17 protein-coding genes are annotated in these 17,654 nt (G+C 72.6%); 11 read left to right on the plus strand and 6 right to left on the minus strand.

The features are described 5' to 3' along the window. Nucleotides 1-13 precede the first annotated feature (13 nt). From R3F55_02815 to R3F55_02830, 4 genes are all read right to left on the minus strand, one after another. Nucleotides 14-466 (minus strand): hypothetical protein, encoded by a 453-nt coding sequence (locus R3F55_02815; protein MEZ5666364.1) that lies wholly within the window; start codon nucleotides 464-466, stop codon nucleotides 14-16. Nucleotides 467-524: 58 nt separating this feature from the next. Next, nucleotides 525-983 carry a hypothetical protein gene (locus R3F55_02820; protein MEZ5666365.1) on the minus strand — a complete coding sequence of 153 codons (459 nt, stop codon included), beginning with the start codon at nucleotides 981-983 and terminating at the stop codon, nucleotides 525-527. A 134-nt stretch (nucleotides 984-1,117) separates the two neighbouring features. Beyond that, complete coding sequence (locus R3F55_02825; GenBank protein MEZ5666366.1) at nucleotides 1,118-1,600, minus strand: hypothetical protein; 483 nt, start codon at nucleotides 1,598-1,600, stop codon at nucleotides 1,118-1,120. A gap of 30 nt (nucleotides 1,601-1,630) precedes the next feature. Continuing rightward, nucleotides 1,631-1,903, minus strand: a complete 273-nt coding sequence (locus R3F55_02830) for a hypothetical protein (GenBank protein MEZ5666367.1) — start codon at nucleotides 1,901-1,903, stop codon at nucleotides 1,631-1,633. Between the two features lie 195 nt (nucleotides 1,904-2,098). On the opposite strand from R3F55_02830, the gene R3F55_02835 reads away from it, so the two are divergent. The 5 genes from R3F55_02835 to R3F55_02855 all read left to right on the plus strand — a co-directional run bounded on the left by R3F55_02835 (nucleotide 2,099) and on the right by R3F55_02855 (nucleotide 7,470). After that, nucleotides 2,099-3,292 carry a multidrug effflux MFS transporter gene (locus R3F55_02835; GenBank protein ID MEZ5666368.1) on the plus strand — a complete coding sequence of 398 codons (1,194 nt, stop codon included), beginning with the start codon at nucleotides 2,099-2,101 and terminating at the stop codon, nucleotides 3,290-3,292. Then, nucleotides 3,289-4,512, plus strand: coding sequence for a multidrug effflux MFS transporter (locus R3F55_02840; GenBank protein ID MEZ5666369.1), 1,224 nt, complete (start codon nucleotides 3,289-3,291; stop codon nucleotides 4,510-4,512). Before R3F55_02835 ends, R3F55_02840 begins: the two co-directional genes overlap by 4 nt. Nucleotides 4,513-4,639: 127 nt before the next feature. Beyond that, nucleotides 4,640-5,647, plus strand: a complete 1,008-nt coding sequence (locus R3F55_02845; GenBank protein ID MEZ5666370.1) for a sialic acid TRAP transporter substrate-binding protein SiaP — start codon at nucleotides 4,640-4,642, stop codon at nucleotides 5,645-5,647. A gap of 24 nt (nucleotides 5,648-5,671) precedes the next feature. Beyond that, on the plus strand, nucleotides 5,672-6,178 hold the full coding sequence (locus R3F55_02850; GenBank protein MEZ5666371.1) for a TRAP transporter small permease subunit: 507 nt from the start codon (nucleotides 5,672-5,674) through the stop codon (nucleotides 6,176-6,178). Beyond that, nucleotides 6,175-7,470 carry a TRAP transporter large permease gene (locus R3F55_02855; protein MEZ5666372.1) on the plus strand — a complete coding sequence of 432 codons (1,296 nt, stop codon included), beginning with the start codon at nucleotides 6,175-6,177 and terminating at the stop codon, nucleotides 7,468-7,470. The genes R3F55_02850 and R3F55_02855 overlap by 4 nt, the downstream gene beginning before the upstream one ends. A gap of 78 nt (nucleotides 7,471-7,548) precedes the next feature. On the opposite strand, the gene R3F55_02860 is transcribed toward R3F55_02855, so the two are convergent. Then, entirely contained in the window at nucleotides 7,549-9,129 is a 1,581-nt protein-coding gene (locus R3F55_02860) for a calcium-binding protein (GenBank protein ID MEZ5666373.1), read from the minus strand. A gap of 230 nt (nucleotides 9,130-9,359) precedes the next feature. Between R3F55_02860 and R3F55_02865 the strand changes: the two genes are divergently transcribed. Together R3F55_02865 and R3F55_02870 are read left to right on the plus strand one after the other, a co-directional pair. Then, entirely contained in the window at nucleotides 9,360-10,229 is an 870-nt protein-coding gene (locus tag R3F55_02865) for a class I SAM-dependent methyltransferase (protein ID MEZ5666374.1), read from the plus strand. Between the two features lie 315 nt (nucleotides 10,230-10,544). Further along, nucleotides 10,545-10,928: a hypothetical protein gene (locus tag R3F55_02870; GenBank protein ID MEZ5666375.1), complete on the plus strand. Its 384-nt coding sequence runs from the start codon at nucleotides 10,545-10,547 to the stop codon at nucleotides 10,926-10,928. Between the two features lie 119 nt (nucleotides 10,929-11,047). On the opposite strand, the gene R3F55_02875 is transcribed toward R3F55_02870, so the two are convergent. Next, on the minus strand, nucleotides 11,048-12,823 hold the full coding sequence (locus R3F55_02875) for a PBP1A family penicillin-binding protein (protein MEZ5666376.1): 1,776 nt from the start codon (nucleotides 12,821-12,823) through the stop codon (nucleotides 11,048-11,050). A 391-nt stretch (nucleotides 12,824-13,214) separates the two neighbouring features. Between R3F55_02875 and R3F55_02880 the strand changes: the two genes are divergently transcribed. From R3F55_02880 to R3F55_02895, 4 genes are all read left to right on the plus strand, one after another. Beyond that, nucleotides 13,215-13,721, plus strand: coding sequence for a RidA family protein (locus tag R3F55_02880; protein ID MEZ5666377.1), 507 nt, complete (start codon nucleotides 13,215-13,217; stop codon nucleotides 13,719-13,721). Then, nucleotides 13,718-15,088 (plus strand): aspartate aminotransferase family protein, encoded by a 1,371-nt coding sequence (locus R3F55_02885; protein MEZ5666378.1) that lies wholly within the window; start codon nucleotides 13,718-13,720, stop codon nucleotides 15,086-15,088. The genes R3F55_02880 and R3F55_02885 overlap by 4 nt, the downstream gene beginning before the upstream one ends. Nucleotides 15,089-15,151: 63 nt before the next feature. Beyond that, nucleotides 15,152-16,147 (plus strand): TAXI family TRAP transporter solute-binding subunit, encoded by a 996-nt coding sequence (locus R3F55_02890; protein ID MEZ5666379.1) that lies wholly within the window; start codon nucleotides 15,152-15,154, stop codon nucleotides 16,145-16,147. A gap of 392 nt (nucleotides 16,148-16,539) precedes the next feature. Beyond that, entirely contained in the window at nucleotides 16,540-17,634 is a 1,095-nt protein-coding gene (locus R3F55_02895; GenBank protein ID MEZ5666380.1) for a glycosyltransferase family 2 protein, read from the plus strand. Nucleotides 17,635-17,654: the final 20 nt, after the last annotated feature.

The raw sequence follows: 17,654 nt of genomic DNA on the forward strand, positions 1-17,654 counted from the left end.
CCCGGCCGGGCGCCTACGGCACCAGCCCCGCCTGCCGCAGCAGCGGTTGCAGGTCGGCAAAACCGCCGAGGAAGGGCTCGCCGCAGGCGAAGGGCGGGATAGTGCCCGCGCCGCTGCCGTCGGTCACTGCCGGCTCGGCCGGCAGGAAGCCGATCACGATGTCGGTGCCGTAGCGGTCGGCGGCCTCGGCCAGGCTGTGCGGCGGCGCCACCGCGCTGTGCGCGGCCCAGTTCACCACCCAGCGCGCCGCGTCCGGGCCGCGCAGGGTCTCGCCGACGACGACGGTGAAGGTGACGCCGAGGTCGTCGCCGACCGCGATCGCGTCGATGGTCCCGCGCACCACCACCGGCGCCGCCGCCACGGTCTCTGTGTCCAGCGGGGTGAACACGGCGCAGGCCCGCGCCGGTGCCGCGGCCAGGGCCGGCAGCAGCAGCGCGGCGCCAAGGGCCGCCAGCAGCATGCGCATCGGGGTCACCTCCAGGTTGGCGTCGGCCGGCCGCTTCCGGGTCCGGCGGGGCCGCAGGTCAGTCGACCAGGCCGTCGGCACGCAGCAGCGGCGCCAGCGTGTCGAGGCTGCCGAGGAACGGCACGGCGCAGACCTCCTGCGCCAGCGTGCCCTGGCCCCGCTCGGGATCGGCCGGCAGGACGTCCACCGCCAGCGGCGCGATGCCCAGCACGATGTCCAGCCCGCCATAGGCCACGGCGAAGGCGTCGAGGTCTTCCGGCGGCACGATCACGCTCTCCAGGCCCCAGGTCACCGTCCAGGCGGCGGCCTCGTCGCCGCGATAGGTCTCGATCACGTCCACCGACAGCACCGCCGAGCCGTCGGCCCGCGGTTCGATCGCCGTCAGCGTGCCGCGCACCACCACGGGCGCATCGGCGACCACCTGCGGGCTGAGCGGGTTCGGCACCTCGCAGGCGAAGGCGGGTCCGGCGGCGGCCGCCAGGGCGGCGGCGATCAGGGCGAGGCGGGTGCGGCGCATGCGAGCGGCTCCTTTCGGTCCTGTGCGGCGAAGCGCGTGAGGCTACGCCTGAATTCCGGCATCAGCGGGTCGCCGTAGGGGCAATCCGGGGGCACTGCGGCCGTCACGCCGGGGGGCCGCACCGGCGGGCAAGGCTAGTCCGCCATCCCCCAGGCGCGCAGCTGCGCTTGCATCTCCGTGGCGGGCCCGAGGAAGGGCGCGCCGCACATCTCCTGCGCCAGCGTGCCGGCGGCGACCTGGGGCCGGCCGTCGCTGCGACGGTCCTGCGGCAGCGGCGGATCGTCCGGGTTCAGGCCGACGATCACCGTGTCGCCGAAGCGCGCGGCGGCGTCGGCCGGGTCGGCGGGCGGGCCGATCACGCTGTTCGCCGGCCAGGTCACCCGCCATTGCGCCGCGGCAAGCCCGCGCAAGGTCTCGTCGACCGCGACGGTCAGCCGGGCCGGTCCGGCGGCGTCCGCTTCGACCGCGACGATGCGGCCGCGCACGACCACCGGCGCGGCCAGCGCCACCGCCGGGCGCAGCTCCAGCAGAACGATGCAGGCCTGTGCCGGCGCCGTCGGCGCGGCCAGGCCGCCAGTCAGCGCGGCCGCCGCGGCCAGCATCGTGCGTGCCTGCATCGCCCTCATCCCCTGCGCCGGCGCGGCGCCCTATTCCGTGCGGATGGCGCCGTTCTCGATGATCACGGCGTCGACGCTGGCGTCGACCGCGACCTCGCCGATGCCGACCACCTCGACCGTGCAGTCGCTACACACGCTGAGCTGGGTGGTGTGGCCCCCGATCGAGCTGTGGGTGGTGCTGGCGCCGCTGTGCAGGCGGACGTCGTAGCCGACGTCGTCGCGGTTCTCCAGATCGGCCGCGGTGGCGGTACCGGCGCCGAGCGCGGCGGTGGCGGCCAGCAGCCATAGAATGCGATCGCTCATCCGGGTTGCGCTCCCTGCCCGTTGCACGGCAATGCCAAGTCTGCCGTGTCGATACCCTGCGATTCCGGCGAAGTTGCGGCGCCGGCGCGCGGCCGCCGCACCGCCACTGCGATCTTCCCTCCGGCATCCCGCCGACCTACTCTGCCGGCTGTCCGCCGACAACCGGGTGCCCCGTCGCGCCCCTGAGGATCTCCCATGACCGCGACGAGGCCCGGCCTCCTGATCGGCCTGATCACCGCGCTCGTCTCGATCGGGCCGCTGACGATCGCGATCTACATCCCGTCGCTGACCGACATCCGCACCGCGCTGCACGCCACCGAGGCCGAGGTGCAGCTGACCGTCACCGCCTATCTGGTCGGCTTCGCCTTCGCCCAGCTCGCGGTGGGCCCGCTGTCGGACAGGCTCGGGCGGCGGCCGGTGCTGTTCGCCGGCCTCGCGCTCTATGTCGCGGCCAGCGTCGCCTGCGCGCTTGCCGCCAGCGCGCAGGAGATGGCGGCGCTGCGGGTGCTGCAGGCGCTGGGCGCCTGCGCCGGGCCCGTGGTCGGCCGCGCCATGGTGCGCGACCTGTTCGAGGGCGAGCGGGCGCGCGCCGTCTTCGCCCTGGTCGGCACCGCGCTGGCGGTCGCGCCGGCCATCGCGCCGGCGCTGGGCGGCCAGCTGCAGACCCACATCGGCTGGCAGGCGAACTTCTTCGCGGTCGCGCTGATCGGCGCCGGACTGTTCGCGCTGATGGCCGCGATGCTGGTCGAGACCAACCGCCACCGCGACCCGACCGCGACCAGCCCGCGCCGGCTTGCCGCCAACTTCCGGCTGCTGGCCGGCGACCGCGGCTTCGTCGGCTACAGCCTCGCCGTCGGCTTCACCTTCTTCGGCATGTTCGCCTACACCGCCAACTCGCCGTTCGTGTTCCGCGACCTGCTCGGCCTCGGCGCCGACGAATATGGCTGGCTCGCGCTGTTCAACGTCGCCGCCTATGTGCTCGGCACGCTGCTGTCGCGCAGCCTGGGCCGCCGGCTCGGCCTGACCGCCGTGCTCGCCGCCGGCTGCGCCACCATGGCGGCCGGCGGGCTGGCGATGCTGGCGCTGACCCAGGCCGGATGGGTCTCGGTGGCCGGGCTGATCGCCTGCACCATGGTCTACATGGCCGGCTCCGGCCTGGCGCTGCCCAACGCCTTCGCCGGCGCGCTGGCGCCGTTCCCGCGCATCGCCGGGGCCGCCTCCGCCCTGCTCGGCTTCGCCCAGATGGGCGTCGGCGCGCTCGGCACCGTGCTGGTGGCGGCGATCAGCGACGCCAGCGCCCGTCCGCTCGGCATCGTCATGGCGCTGGGCGGCGTCGCCGCCCTGGCCGTCGCGCTGGCGGTGGTGCCGCGGCACGCGGGCGCGGCATGAGCGCGCCGCCGCTGGCTCGGGTGCCGCGGGCGCGGCCGGATTCGCTGCCGGTCGCGGTGCTGCTGACCATGATCGTGGCGCTGGGGCCGGTGTCGACCGACCTCTACCTGCCGTCGCTGCCGGCGATCGGCCGGGTGCTCGGCGCCGACCAGCCCAGCGTGCAGCTGACGCTGAGCCTGTTCCTGGTCGGCTTCGCCCTGTGCCAGCTGGTGCACGGCCCGCTGTCGGACCGCTTCGGGCGCCGGCCGGTGCTGCTCGGCGGGCTCGGCCTCTATCTCGCCGCCAGCGTCGGCTGCGCCTTCGCGCCGACCATCGACTGGCTGGTCGCCGGCCGTTTCCTGCAGGCGGTCGGCGCCTGTGTCGGCCCGGTGGTCGGCCGCGCCGTGGTGCGCGACGTCTATGGCCGCGAGCGTGCGGCCAAGGTGCTGGCCTACATGGGTGCGGCGATGGCGCTGGCGCCGGCGGTCGGCCCGGTGCTGGGCGGACTGATGCAGCAGTGGTTCGGCTGGCAGGCCAACTTCGCGCTGATGGCGCTGTTCGGCGCCGCCGCCATCGCCGGCACGCTGCTGCTGCTCAGCGAGACCAACCGCCACCGCAATCCGGCCGCGACCAGCCCGCGCGGCCTGGTCGGCAACTACGCCGCACTGGTCCGCCACCGCGCCTATGTCGGCTATGTGCTGATGCTGACCTGCGGCTATGCCGGGCTGTTCGCCTTCATCTCCGGCTCGTCCTTCGTGTTCATCGACTATCACGGCCTCAGCGAGACCGCGTTCGGCTTCTGCTTTGCCGCGGCGGTGGCCGGCTACATGATCGGTACGCTGGCCAGCGGCCGGCTGTCCGGCCGCTTCACCCTGGAACAGACGGCGCGCGCCGGGGCGCTGATCGCCGCGGTGTGCGGCGTCGCCGCCGCCGCGCTCGGCTTCGCCGGCATCGACGGCGTGGCGGCGATCCTGGTACCGATGGCGGCCTACATGGTCGGTTTCGGCCTGGTGATGCCGAATGCGATGGCGGGCGCCATCGGCCCGTTCCCGCAGATGGCCGGCGCCGCCGCCGCGCTGGGCGGTTTCGCCTCGTTCGGCTTTGCCGCGGTGTGGGGCAACGTCGCCGCCCGGCTCAGCGACGGCACGCCGCTGGTGATGACCACCGCGCTCGGCCTGGCAGGCCTCGGCGTGCTGGCGGCCGAGCGGCTGGTGGTGCCGCGCGGCCGGCCGGCCGGCTAGCCCGCCGCGCCGCCCGGCACGGCGTTTCATGTTGAGTATCGCATGTCGCTATGGCACGCAGTCCGAGGCGCGCCATGCGGTCGGCTCCGGCCGCGGGCGCGAACGAGAAAAAACGGGAGGAACGCAGATGACCAACAAGATTGCGCGGCGTGCCGTGCTGGCCGGTGCCGTGGCGGTGGCCGGGGCGTCGCTGGCCGCGCCGGTGCTGGCCGAAGACACGATCCTGCTGCGCCTGGCCTCGGTGAACTCCGAGACCGACCAGCGCGCGATCGCGCTGATGGAAAAATTCGCCCCGGCGATCGCCGACTTCGCCACCTTCGAGCCGCACTGGAACGGCACCCTGTTCGCCCAGGGCACCGAGCTGGAGGCGATCGCCCGCGGCAACCTGGAGATGTCGATCACCTCGGCCCAGGAGCTGGCGGTGTTCTTCCCGGAATTCTCGATCTTCACCGCCGGCTATGTGCACCAGGACGCGGCGCATCAGGTCGCGGTGTTCAACGACCCGCTGATGGACCCGTTCAAGCAGCAGGCCGAGGACGAGCTGGGCGTCAAGCTGCTGACGGTGATGTATCTCGGCCGCCGCCAGGTCAACCTGCGCCAGAGCGCCGACGAGCTGCGGGTGACCACGCCCGCCGACCTCGCCGGCGTCAACCTGCGCATGCCCGGCACCGATGCCTGGCAGTTCCTCGGCCGGGCGCTGGGCGCCAGCCCGACCCCGATGGCGTTCACCGAGGTCTACACCGCGCTGCAGACCGGCGCCGTCGACGGCCAGGACAACCCGCTGCCGACCGTGGTCGACGCCAAGTTCTACGAGGTGACCAGCCAGATCGTGCTGACCTCGCACCTGGTCGACCTCAACTACCTCGCCATTTCCAAGGCGGTGTGGGACGGGATGACGCCGGAGCAGCAGGCGATCGTGCAGGCCGCGGCCGACGAGGCGGCGGAGTTCGGCCGCCAGAACCAGCTGGCCAAGGAGGCGGAGCTGGTCAGCTTCCTCGAGGAGCAGGGGCTGACCGTGTACGAGCCCGACGTCGCCGCGTTCCGCGACCATGTCCAGCAGATGTACCTGGAAAGCGAATACGCCGAGACCTGGCCCGAGGGTCTGCTCGACAAGATCAACGCGCTCGGCCAGTAGGGCCGACGCCGCGGGGTGCCGGCGATGCGGCTCGCATTCCGCTGGCTCACCCGCGGCGCCGAGGGGTTGGCGGCGGCGATGCTCGCCGCCATGTTCCTGGTCTTCCTGCTGCAGGTCTTCTCGCGCTACGTGATGGTCGAGCCGTTCGGCTGGACGCTCGAGCTGTGCCTGGTGCTGTGGGTCTGGATCGTCTTCGTCGGCTGCGCCTTCGTGGTGCGCGACCGCGACCACGTGCGTTTCGACATCCTCTATCTGGCCGCGCCGCGCGGCCCGCGCCGGGCGATGGCGCTGGCCGGCGCGGTCGCGGTCGCGGTCGGCATGGGCTGGTCGCTGCTGCCGACCTGGGACTGGATCGACTTCCTGAAGATCAAGCGCAGCCCGACCCTGCCGGTGTCGATGCGCATCATCTACGCCGTCTACGCGCTGTTCGTCGTCGCCATCGTGCTGCGCGCCGCCTGGGCTGCGGTCCAGGTGCTGCGCCGCGGGCCGCCTGACGAGGCCCACGCCATCCACGTGGGCGAGGAAGGATGAGCCTCGCCTTCGGGCTCTGCCTGCTCACCCTGTTCCTGCTGGCCGCGATCGGGGTGCCGATCGCCTATGCGGTGATCCTCGGCGCGCTCGCCTATCTGGCCGCGGCCGGACAGGACCTGGCGCTGGCCGGCGAGCAGATGCTGGCCGGGCTGTACGGCAGCTTCGTGCTGCTGGCGGTGCCGCTGTTCATCGTCGCCGCCAACATCATGAACGCCGGCACGATCTCGGAACGGCTGCTGGCCTTCTGCGTCGCCGCGGTCGGCCGCTTCCGCGGCGGGCTCGGCCACGTCAACGTGGTCGCCTCGCTGATCTTCTCCGGCATGTCCGGCTCCGCCGTCGCCGACGCCGCCGGCATCGGCAAGGTCGTCATCGACATGATGACCAAGAGCGGCCAGTACAGCCGCGGCTATGCCGCCGCCATCACCGCCGCCTCGGCGACGATCGGGCCGATCATCCCGCCGTCGATCCCGATGGTGCTGTACGCGCTGATCTCCAACGCCTCGATCGGCTACCTGTTCCTCGGCGGCATCGTGCCCGGCGTGCTGATCGGCATCGTGCTGATGGCGATGAACGCGGTGATCTCGCGCCGGCGCGGCTTCGCCGCCCAGCAGGTTGTGCCGGTGCGCGAGCTGCCGCGCCACACCGTCAACGCGCTGCCGGCGCTGCTGATGCCCGGGATCCTGCTGTATTTCATCTACGGCGGGGTGACCACGCCGACCGAGGCGGCGGCGGTGGCGGCGGCCTATGCGCTGCTGCTGGCCGGCGCCTTCTACCGGGCGCTGTCGCTGCGCGCGCTGTATGGCATCCTGGTCGAGAGCGTGCGCTCGTCGGCCGCGGTCGGGCTGGTCATCGGCGGCGCGCTGATCCTCAACTACATCGTCTCGTCCGAGAACATCCCCGACCTGATGGCCCGCGCCCTGGTCGGGCTCGACGTCGGGCCGGTCGGCTTCCTGCTCGGCGTCAACCTGCTGATCCTGCTGCTGGGCTGCGTGCTCGACGCCACCACCATCATCCTGGTCATCATCCCGCTGTTCCTGCCGACCTGCCGCGAGCTCGGCATCGACCTGGTGCATTTCGGCGTGGTCGCGGTGGTCAACTGCATGATCGGCCTGATCACGCCGCCCTACGGCATCCTCTTGTTCGTGATCAACGCCATCACCCGCATCCCGCTGGCCGAGATCATCCGCGAGATCTGGCAGTTCCTGGCGGTGATGATCCTGGCGCTGCTGGCTCTGATCCTGGTGCCGGCGCTGACGCTGACCCTGCCGCGCCTGTTCGGCTACGAGGGCTAGCGTCGATCGGCGCGCCGCCGGCGCCAAGGCGCTGGGGCCGGCTGGGCGCGGCGCCGCGGGATCGGCGGCGACGCCGGCTCAGAGGCCGAAATCGGCCTCGGTCAGGATCGCCAGGCCCACGATCTCGAAGCGATAGTCGGCGACGGCGTCGCCGTCGACATCGGCTTCGACGACCGTCAGGTCGTCGACCGCCGTCGCGTGGAAGTAGCGCAGCTGGCCCGCGACCCCGGTGAATCCGTTCGATCCGATGAACGCGAACGCCTGGTCGTCGGCGACCGTTACGTCCGCATCGATGAGGTCGAGCACCAGCAGGTCGCCGTCGGCCTGGCTGAAGTCGCGGACGACCGCCATGGTCTTGCCGGCCTCCTTGCCCTGGCCCTCGCCGTCCTCGCCGAACCAGAACAGGTCGGCGCCGGCGCCGCCCCACAGGTCGTCCAGGCCCCTGCCGCCGTGGAGCTGGTCGTCGCCGTCGTCGCCGTGGAGCGTGTCGCCCCCGTCGCCGCCGTGCAGCACGTCGTCGTCGGCGCCGCCATAGAGCCGATCCGCGTCGCCCTCGCCATAGAGATGGTCCGCCCCCGCGTCGCCATAGAGCCGGTCGTCGCCGAAGCCGCCGTAGAGAACGTCGTCGTCCTGGCCGCCGCGCAGGTCGTCGATGCCGTCGCCGCCGAACATCTCGTCCCGGCCGCCGGAGCCCCACAGGTCGTCGTTGCCGCTGCCGCCGAAGATGTCGTCGTCGCCGAGGCCGCCGAACAGATAGTCGTCGCCGCCGTCGCCCGACAGGCGGTTCGCGCCGGCATCGCCGATGATCCGGTCGTTGCGGCCGGTGCCGACCGCGTGCTCGATCCCGTCGAGCGCGTCCTTGCGGCTCTCATCGCCGAACAGGGTGTGCTGGAAGCCGAGATGGACGATCAGCCCGTCGACGCCGGACACGGTGCCGGCACCGTTGCCCAGCAGGCCGCTGCCCTGGGTGCCGAGCACGATGTCGCCCGGGCCGGGATCGGGCTCCTGCGCGGGGTCGTAGGCGGAGTAGTCCACCGTGTCGGCGCCGCCGCCGCCGACCAGCGTGTCGTGGCCCAGGCTGCCGACCAGGGTGTCGTTGCCGTCGCCGGCCTCGACATAGTCGCCGCCGCCGCCGCCGTCGATCACGTTGGCCTCGGCGTTGCCGACGAGATAGTCGAAGGCCTGTCCGCCGATCAGGTTCTCGATCGACAGCAAGGTGTCGCCGGCGGCGTCGCCGAGCGATCCGGTGCCCGTGGCCAGCGAGATCCAGAGCGTCGATGTCGAGGCGGAATAGTCGGCGGTGTCCACGCCCGACCCGCCGTCCAGCAGGTCTGCGCCGGCGCCGCCGACCAGGGTGTCGTTGCCCGCGCCGCCATAGAGAAGGTCGTCGTCGCCGCCGCCGAACAGCCGGTCGAACCCGTCGCCGCCGTAGAGCTGGTCGTCGCCGTCGTCGCCGACCAGCCAGTCGTGGCCGTCGCCGCCGAACAGCCGGTCGTCGCCCCACAGGCCGCGGATCACGTCGTTGCCGGCACGGCCGCTGACCTGGTCGTTGCCGGCGGTGCCGTCCAGCCAGTCGTCCTTCTCGGTGCCGAAGATCAGGTCGCCGACCGTGCTCGTCACCGGGCCGGTGACTTTGGACTTGGATGCGGTCAGGGCCATCGAGCCGTCCTCCGCTTGCCTGGGCGCGCACGGCGCGGTGCAGACTTTGGGTTCCGTTTCGCCGCGTTCCCGGGCGGGCGGGACCGCGGTCCTGGTGCCGCGACGCAAGGACCGATGCGGCCCACCTTCCGTCCCAAGCGCGCAGGGCACGTCGGAGAGGTCGCGGCGGGCCGGCGATCGGTTCAACCCCGCTTCGGCCGCTGTTGCATCGCGGCGGCGATGCGCGCGTGATGGGCCGACGACGATGGGAGATCGCCATGCTCGACGTCAGGTCGCTGCGCCCCGACAACGCCCCGGGCGCCGCCGTCACCCGGATCAGCGCCGCGGAGTTCGGGCCGCTGACCCGGTTCCGCGCCGCGGTGGCCCACGCCCTGGTCGCGCGCCGCAGCCGCCGGGCCGAGGCGGTGCTGCGCGCCAACGCGCCGCTGTGGGCGCTGATCGAGGCCTATGCCCGCAACTCGGCGGTGACCGGCGTCTCCTACGGCGACTATCTGACCCTCTACGAGGAGGTGCGGCGGCGGCGGCCGACCGAGATCCTGGAATGCGGCACCGGCATCTCCACCGTCGTGCTGGCCTATGCCCAGCTGGAGAACGAGCGCGAGGGCGCGCCGCCCGGCCGGGTGACCAGCATGGAGGACGTGCCGCACTGGCACGCGGTGGCGCGCCAGTGCCTGCCGGCACAACTGGCCGGCCGCGTCGACCTGGTGCTCAGCCCGAAGCGCGACGGCTTCTACAAGTGCTTCCGCGGGGTCGAGTATGCGGCGATCCCCGACCGGCCCTACGACTTCGTGTTCAGCGACGGCCCCGACCGCCACTCGCCGGTCAACGGCGACAAGCTGTTCAACCTCGACTTCATCACCGTGGTGCGGCGGTCGGAGCGGCCGGTGTTCGGCATCGTCGACGACCACTACCTGACCTTCTACGTGCTGCAGAAGGTGTTCGGCCTGCGCCGCGCCCGCTACAGCGTCGCCCGCAAGCTGATGCTGGTCGGCCCGGTCACCCGCGCCGACGTGCGCATCCTGCAGAAGGAACCCTTCCTGCGCGACCTCCGCCTGCTCCGCCCGACCGAGCTGCACCTGCGCATGGGCGTGGACCGTTAGGGGAGGGCATGATGTTCCTGTTTTGTTTCACGTGAAACATTGGGCATACGGGGGTCGTGCGGCGTTGCGGCCGTTTCGACGCCGCCGGCCGGCGCCGGCCGTTTGTCGATCTGCCGTCATGCGCGGACCTGATCCGCGCATCTCGCGCCGCCGCGCGCCCGATGGAAGATCGCGGGGAGAACCCAGCGATGACCGAGGAGGGGGTCGCCGGCTCTGTCTGCCGCCGTGAACCGCCCGGCATCCGCCCGCGACTAAGGCGAGATTGGGGCGGTGGGCCGTCGGGGCCGTGCCGCCGGGCGGACCGCGGAGGACGGGATGGGGAAGATCGCTGCAGTGCTTCTGCTGCTGGCGGCGGCTGCGACGGCCGGGTGCAACGGCGGCGGGTCGGCGGCGGGCGGGCCGCAGGCCGCGCTGGGCGCCGGTGCGGTCAACACGCTGAACGTCTCGCATATCGAGCTGGCGAAGCGCCACGCCACCGCGGTCCTGGTCGTGCTCGACCGGGTCGAGGGCCACAACTGGCGCGTCAGCGGACTGCCGGGGCTGGAAACGGCGCGATCGCGCGCCGGCAACCTGTCGATCCTGGTGCTGCTCGGCAATGGCGACCTCGACCTGGAGGTGGTGCTCGGCGCGCGCGAGGCCTACCTGTCGTCGCCCGGCCTGCCGACCCTGGCCAGCTACACCGTCATCGCCGCCCGCTGAGCGCCCCGGCGGGCTCCCGGCAAGGCCGGCGGGGCTGGATCGCCACGCCGCCCTTCGGCCGGCTCGCGACGAAGCGTAGCGGGGGACGGGCAGCCCGCGATGACGGCAAAGAGGGCGGCCTACTGAGCGGCGGCGACGCCGAGGCCGAGCGCGCGGGCCATGATGTCGCGCCACAGCTCCGCGGGCAGGCCGCCGCCGGTGACGCTGCGCATCGGGCCGTTGTCGTCGTTGCCCAGCCAGACGCCGGCAACCAGACCGCCGGCGAAGCCGACGAACCAGGCGTCGCGATAGTCGGAGCTGGTGCCGGTCTTGCCGGCGACGGCGACGCCGGGCAGGGCGGCGGCGCGGCCGCTGCCCTCGGTCACCACGGCGCGCAGCATGCCGGCCATCGCCGCGGCGTCGTCGGCATCGATCTGCCGGGCGAGCCGGCCGTCGCCGTGGCCGTAGAGCAGCCGGCCGGCGGCGTCGCGGATCTCGACGATGCCATAGGGCGCGACGGCGACGCCGCCATTGGCGATGGCGGCATAGGCGCCGACCAGCTCCAGCGGGTGCACGCCGCCGGCACCGAGCGCCAGCGCCGGCGTACGCGGCAGGTCGCTGGCGATGCCGAGCCGCTGGGCCAGCGCGCGCACGTCGCCGACGCCGACATCGTCGATCAGCCGGGCCGTGGCGGCATTCAGCGACTGCGCCAGCGCCTGGCGCAGCGTCACCGGCCCGCGGAAGCGGCCGTCGTAGTTCTGCGGCGACCAGCCGCCGATGGTCACCGGGCTGTCGTCGATCATGCTGTCGGGGCGCCAGCCCTCCCGCAGCGCGGCGAGGTAGACGAACGGCTTGAACGCCGAGCCGGGCTGGCGCAGCGCCACGGTGGCGCGGTTGTACTGGCTGGCCTGGTAGTCGCGGCCGCCGACCATGGCCCGCACCGCGCCGTCCGGCGCCAGCATCACCACGGCGGCCTGGCCGACCCGGGCGGCGGCGCCCTGCGCCGCCAGGGTTGCGCGCACCTCGCCGGCCGCGATCGCCTGCAGCCCGCGGTCGAGCGTGGTGACGATGACCAGGTCGCCGGCGTCGGCAGGCACCAGCGCGGCGGCATGCTCCGCCACCCAGTCGGCGAAATAGAGGGCATCGGCGCTGCGCCGCGCGCCGCCGGCGTCGGCATAGCCGACCACGCCGGCGCGCGCGTCGGCCGCCTGGGCGGCGCTGATGAATTCGGCGTCGACCATGCCGGCCAGCACGGTGGCGGCGCGGGCGGCGGCACGGTCCGGGTCGGCGGCGGGGTTGAAGCGCGACGGCGCCTTCAGCAGCCCGGCCAGGATGGCCGATTCGGCCAGCGACAGCCGGCGCGCGCTGTGACCGAAGAAGCGCTGCGACGCCGCCTCCACCCCGTAGGTGCCGGCGCCGAAATAGACCCGGTTGAGGTAGATCGCCAGGATCTGCTGCTTGGAGAAGCGATGCTCCAGCCACAGCGCCAGCAGCGCCTCCTGCACCTTGCGGCGGATGGTGCGCTCCGGCGTCAGGAACAGGTTCTTGGCCAGCTGCTGGGTGATCGTGCTGGCGCCCTGGCGCAGCTCGCCGGCGACGATGTTGCTGACCGCGGCGCGGGCCACGCCGACGATGTCGATGCCGGGATGGTCGAAGAAGCGGCGGTCCTCGGTGGCCAGCACCGCCAGCACCAGCGAATCCGGCAGCTCCTCGTAGTCCAGCGCGCCGCCGTGATAGTCGCCGTAGCTGGCCAGCACGGCGCCGTCGGCGGCCTTGATCACCATGCTCGGCCGGCGCGAGGCGGCGAGCGCGTCGTCGATCGACGGCAGGTCGTAGGCGAACCAGGCGACCAGCCCGGCGACCAGCACCACCGACCAACCGCGCCGACCGCGGCCCAGCGCAGCAGCCGCGGCCACAGCCGGCGGCCCGACCGGCGGCGCTGCGCCGGCGCGGCGCGCTGCGGCGGACGGCGGCCTTGCGGCGCGCGTCGCCGCCGGCCGCTTCGGCGCCGCCTTGCGTTTTGGCGCGGTTGCCGGCGCGGCCTTCGGCCCGGTCTTGCGCGCGGCCTTCGGTTTGGCGGCCTTGGCTTTGGCGGCCGGCTTGCGCGCGCGCGCCGGCTTCGTCGGCTTGGCTGCGGCCGGGCGCGGCTTCGCCGCACGCGAAGAGGCCTTGCGCCGCGCCGGTTTTTTCCGAGACTCGTCGGACTTCGCCATGGCACCGTCATAGCGCCCGGCGCCTGCCGCGACCACGCCTTTGTTGCCAATGCTTTAGGCGAACAGCCTGATCCGTGCACTGAAGAGAGGGACGATGACCGCCGCCGATCTGACCGACATCGAGGCGCCGGAGGCGCGGCTGGCCGCGCTGGGCCTGACCCTGCCGGCGGCACCGGGCGCCGTCGCCAACTACGTGCCGTGGGCGGTGATCGACAACGTTGTCATGACCTCCGGCCAGCTGCCGTGGATCGACGGCGACCTGAAGTACAAGGGCCGGATCGGCGCCGCGCTGAGCGGCGAGGAGGGCTACCAGGCCTGCCGGCTGTCGGCACTGAACGCCATTGCCCAGCTGCGCGCCGCGGCGGGCTCGCTCGACCGCATCCGCCGGGTGTTCCGGCTGGAGGGCACGCTCAACGTCGCCGAGGACTACCGCGACCACCCGCAGGCGCTGAACGGCGCCTCCGACCTGGTCAACCAGGTGTTCGGCGCGCGCGGCCCACACCTGGATGATCTACACCAACCCGGTGATGCCGCTGGATTGCGCCGCGCTGGTGGTGCTGTTCGCCCAGCTCGACCGGCCGAGGACGCCGGCCGGCGATGAAGGCCGCCGACAGCCACGTCTTCCACCGCCACGCCGGGCTGCAGCTGCCGGTCGCCGCGCGCGGCGACGGCGCCTGGATCGTCGACGCCGACGGCCGCCGCTATCTCGACGCCTCCGGCGGCGCGGCGGTGTCGTGCCTCGGCCACGCGCATCCGGAGGTGATCGCGGCGATCAAGGCGCAGCTCGACGCCATCCCCTATGCCCACACCGGCTTATTCACCACCGCGCCGATGGAGGCACTGGCCGATCTGCTGGTCGCGACGGCGCCGCGGCCGGCCGATCCGGCCCGGCGGCTCGACCGGGTCTATTTCGTCTCCGGCGGCTCGGAGGCGATGGAGGCGGCACTGAAGCTGGCCCGCCAGTATTTCCTGGAGATCGGCCAGCCGCAGCGCCGCCACGTGATCAGCCGGCGGCAGAGCTATCACGGCAACACCCTGGGCGCGCTGGCCGCCGGCGGCAACCGCTGGCGCCGGGCGCCGTTCGAGCCGCTGCTGATCGAGACCCACCAGATCGCGCCCTGCTACCAGTATCGCGAGGCCCGCGCCGGCGAGGCGGCGGAGGCCTATGGCCGGCGCGCCGCCGACGCGCTGGAGCGCAAGGTGCAGGAACTGGGGCCGGAGACGGTGATGGCGTTCCTGGCCGAGCCGGTGGTCGGCGCCACCGCCGGCGCGGTGCCGGCGGTGCCCGGCTATCTCGCCCGCATCCGCGAGATCTGCGACCGCCACGGCATCCTGCTGGTCTTCGACGAGGTGATGTGCGGCATGGGCCGCACCGGCTGGCGCTATGCCTGCGCCGAGGACGGCGCGGTGCCGGACCTGCTCGCGATCGCCAAGGGGCTCGGCGCCGGCTACCAGCCGATCGGCGCTGTGCTGGCCGGCGCCCACCTCTACGACGCCATCGCCGCCGGCTCCGGCTTCTTCCAGCACGGCCACACCTATATGGGCCACGCCACCGCCTGTGCCGCCGCGCTGGCGGTGCAGCGGGTGATCGACCGCGACGGCCTGCTCGAACGCGTGCGCGCGCTCGGCGACCGTCTCGACCGGCTGCTGCACGACCGGCTGGGCCAGCACCCGCATGTCGGCGACATCCGCGGCCGCGGCCTGTTCCGCGGGCTGGAGCTGGTCGCCGACCGCGACGGCAAGGCGCCGTTCGATCCGTCCCTGCGGCTGCATGCGCGGATCAAGCAGGCGGCGCTTGCCCGTGGCCTGATCTGCTATCCGATGGGCGGCACGGTCGACGGCGTCGCCGGCGACCATGTGCTGCTGGCGCCGCCATTCATCATCGATGAACACGAAGCTGCCATGATCGTGGACACCACTGTGGCGGCGATCGACGACGCGATCGGCCAGGTCGGCGCCCGCGCCTGACCGCGGCCGCCCGGCGCGAACCCTGCCCGGGGGCTCCCGGCGCGGGTTGCGGATTGGAAGACGATGACACGAACCCGTTCCACCGGACGACCTGGCGGCCTGCTGGCGGCGGCCCTGCTGGCGGTCCTGCTGGCGGCCGGGGCGGTCGCGCTGGCGCAGGAACCCCGGTTCGTGACCATCGGCACCGCCGGCGTCACCGGTGTCTACTACCCGGCCGGCGGCGCGATCTGCCGCATGGTCAACCCCAACCGCGCCGAGCACGGCATCCGCTGCTCGGTGGAAAGCACCGGCGGGTCGGTGTTCAATCTGCAGGCGCTGGAGGCCGGCGACCTCGACCTGGCGCTGGCGCAGTCGGACGTGGCCTATCGCGCGGTCCACGGCGACGGCGCCGATTTCCCCGCGCCCGCCCCCGACCTGCGCGCCGTGTTCTCGCTGCATCGCGAGCCGTTCACCGTGCTGGCCCGCGCCGACGCCGGCATCGCCGCCTTTGCCGACCTGGTCGGCAAGCGGGTCAACATCGGCAACCCCGGCTCCGGCCAGCGGGCGACGATGGACGTGATCATGCAGGCGATGGGCTGGACTCTGGACGATTTCGCCGCGGTGGCGGAGCTGAAGTCGACAGACCAGGCCCGCGCCCTGTGCGAGGGCGAGATCGACGCCAGCGTATTCATCGTCGGCCATCCGTCGGCCTCGGTGCAGGAGGCGACGGCCGCCTGCGACATCGTGGTGGTGCCGGTGACGGGGCCGGAGATCGACGCGCTGGTCGCCGCCCACCCCTACTACGCCGCGGCCACCATCCCCGGCGGCATGTACCGCGGCAACGATGCCGACGTGCCGACCTTCGGCATGGTCGCGGTGCTGATGACCACCGCGCGCGCCGGCGACGACGTGATCTACGCCATCGTCTCGGCGGTGTTCGACAACCTGGACGACTTCACCCGCCTGCATCCGGCGCTGGAATCGCTGAGCGCGGCGGCGATGGCCCGCGACGGCCTGGTCGCGCCGCTGCATCCGGGCGCGCGGCGCTACTTCGACGAAGCCGGCCTGAGTCCCGAGTAATCTCGCCCGGGTGGCGCAAGCGTCTGGCACACCTGTCGCCGCGGCCTGGCGGCGCCGGCGGGGCGGATGCACGGGAAACGCGCAGCGAGTTCTTGCATTCTAGTAGTATTACCAGGACATGACCGCTTGTTACTTTTGCGGTCTATTCGTCCATTGCCCGCGTCGGCCGGCGTGTCCGGCTATACATCCGGCCGGTGCCCGTCCTTATAGTTAATGCCGGACTTGATTTTGTTACAAATTCTGACCAAAGGCATTATTGACTTTTTTGTAAGAGTTCCGAATTATCCTTGCGGATGAACGTCCTGCGCCGACGTCGGCCGCCAAGTCGGCCCGGGTGCGGGAACAGGCCGTGCCGGCCCGCACCGGGCACGGCATCCGCGGGGGAAGATGCGATGCGCGCGCCGCGCCTGTCCATCATCGTGCTGTCCTATAACCGGATCGAGGCGATGCGCGATTGCCTCGCCAGCATCCGCGCGCTCGATTATCCCGACGTCGAGGTGGTGGTGGTCGACAACGCCAGCACCAACGAAGCCCCCGAGATGATCGCCCGCGAATTCCCGGAGGTGCGGCTCTATCGCGCCGAACGCAATCTGGGCATCTGCGAGGGCCGCAACGCGGCCGTGCGGCTGACCACCGGCGAGTATCTGTGGGTGCTGGACAACGACATCACCATCGTCGACCCGCAGGCCGCGCGCCAGCTGGTCGCGCTGCTGGAGGCGGACCCGAGCCTGGGCGTGATCGGCGGCGAGGCGGCGCTGGACGCCCGCGGCCGCGTGGTCGGCACCAAGGACCTGCGCATGACGGTGAACGGCATGGTGCGCGGCCGCATGCTGCTCGACCGGCCGGCCTGGGCGCTCGCGCGCACCAACATGCTCGAAGGCTGCAACATGTTCATGCGCCGGGCGCTGTTCGTCGAACTCGGCGGCTTCGACCCCGGCTGCCTGTTCCACTGGGACGACAACGACTTCTGCTATCGGGTGGAGCGGCGCGGCCTCAAGGTCGCCGTCGTCGGCCGCTCGCCGGTGGTCCACCACTATGTCGGCGCGGCGCGCAAGCTGATGCCGTGGCGCAACGGCCGCAGCCGCATGTACTTCGTGCTGAAGAACTATCCCTGGTGGCAGATCGCCGCGCTGCCGCTGCTCGACCTCGCCTTCCTGTTCAATCCGCTGAACCCGGTGCGCTTCGTCGACAAGGCGCGCCGGCTGGCCTTCGGCGGCAAGAGCGGCGTGGTCACGCTCGACGCCGACGCCGAGGCCCCGCGCGGCCGGCCCGACTGGGCCGGCGCCGCCCGCCGCGCGCTGGCCTATGCCGAGACGATCCTCGCCGGCTATGTCTACCTGCTGCCGACCGCGCGCGCGGCCTTCGCCGCCCGGCGTTCCCCGCCGGACAGCCTGGCCGCCACCGACATGTCCGCGCTGCACGCGCCCGCGCCGCGGCCGGACATCGACGACGGCGCGATGGGCTGGCCCAAGGTCGTCAACGGCTAGCCCGAACCTGCCGGGGCAGT

It is taken from the genome of Alphaproteobacteria bacterium (assembly GCA_041396705.1).
Taxonomy (GTDB): domain Bacteria; phylum Pseudomonadota; class Alphaproteobacteria; order CALKHQ01; family CALKHQ01; genus CALKHQ01.

Coding starts and splice junctions, on each gene's coding strand:
- R3F55_02815 (MEZ5666364.1), bottom strand. CDS start 466: ATGCGCATGCTGCTGGCGGCCCTTGGCGCCGCGCTGCTGCTGCCGGCC.
- R3F55_02820 (MEZ5666365.1), bottom strand. CDS start 983: ATGCGCCGCACCCGCCTCGCCCTGATCGCCGCCGCCCTGGCGGCCGCC.
- R3F55_02825 (MEZ5666366.1), bottom strand. CDS start 1,600: ATGCAGGCACGCACGATGCTGGCCGCGGCGGCCGCGCTGACTGGCGGC.
- R3F55_02830 (MEZ5666367.1), bottom strand. CDS start 1,903: ATGAGCGATCGCATTCTATGGCTGCTGGCCGCCACCGCCGCGCTCGGC.
- R3F55_02835 (MEZ5666368.1), top strand. CDS start 2,099: ATGACCGCGACGAGGCCCGGCCTCCTGATCGGCCTGATCACCGCGCTC.
- R3F55_02840 (MEZ5666369.1), top strand. CDS start 3,289: ATGAGCGCGCCGCCGCTGGCTCGGGTGCCGCGGGCGCGGCCGGATTCG.
- R3F55_02845 (MEZ5666370.1), top strand. CDS start 4,640: ATGACCAACAAGATTGCGCGGCGTGCCGTGCTGGCCGGTGCCGTGGCG.
- R3F55_02850 (MEZ5666371.1), top strand. CDS start 5,672: ATGCGGCTCGCATTCCGCTGGCTCACCCGCGGCGCCGAGGGGTTGGCG.
- R3F55_02855 (MEZ5666372.1), top strand. CDS start 6,175: ATGAGCCTCGCCTTCGGGCTCTGCCTGCTCACCCTGTTCCTGCTGGCC.
- R3F55_02860 (MEZ5666373.1), bottom strand. CDS start 9,129: ATGGCCCTGACCGCATCCAAGTCCAAAGTCACCGGCCCGGTGACGAGC.
- R3F55_02865 (MEZ5666374.1), top strand. CDS start 9,360: ATGGGCCGACGACGATGGGAGATCGCCATGCTCGACGTCAGGTCGCTG.
- R3F55_02870 (MEZ5666375.1), top strand. CDS start 10,545: ATGGGGAAGATCGCTGCAGTGCTTCTGCTGCTGGCGGCGGCTGCGACG.
- R3F55_02880 (MEZ5666377.1), top strand. CDS start 13,215: ATGACCGCCGCCGATCTGACCGACATCGAGGCGCCGGAGGCGCGGCTG.
- R3F55_02885 (MEZ5666378.1), top strand. CDS start 13,718: ATGAAGGCCGCCGACAGCCACGTCTTCCACCGCCACGCCGGGCTGCAG.
- R3F55_02890 (MEZ5666379.1), top strand. CDS start 15,152: ATGACACGAACCCGTTCCACCGGACGACCTGGCGGCCTGCTGGCGGCG.
- R3F55_02895 (MEZ5666380.1), top strand. CDS start 16,540: ATGCGCGCGCCGCGCCTGTCCATCATCGTGCTGTCCTATAACCGGATC.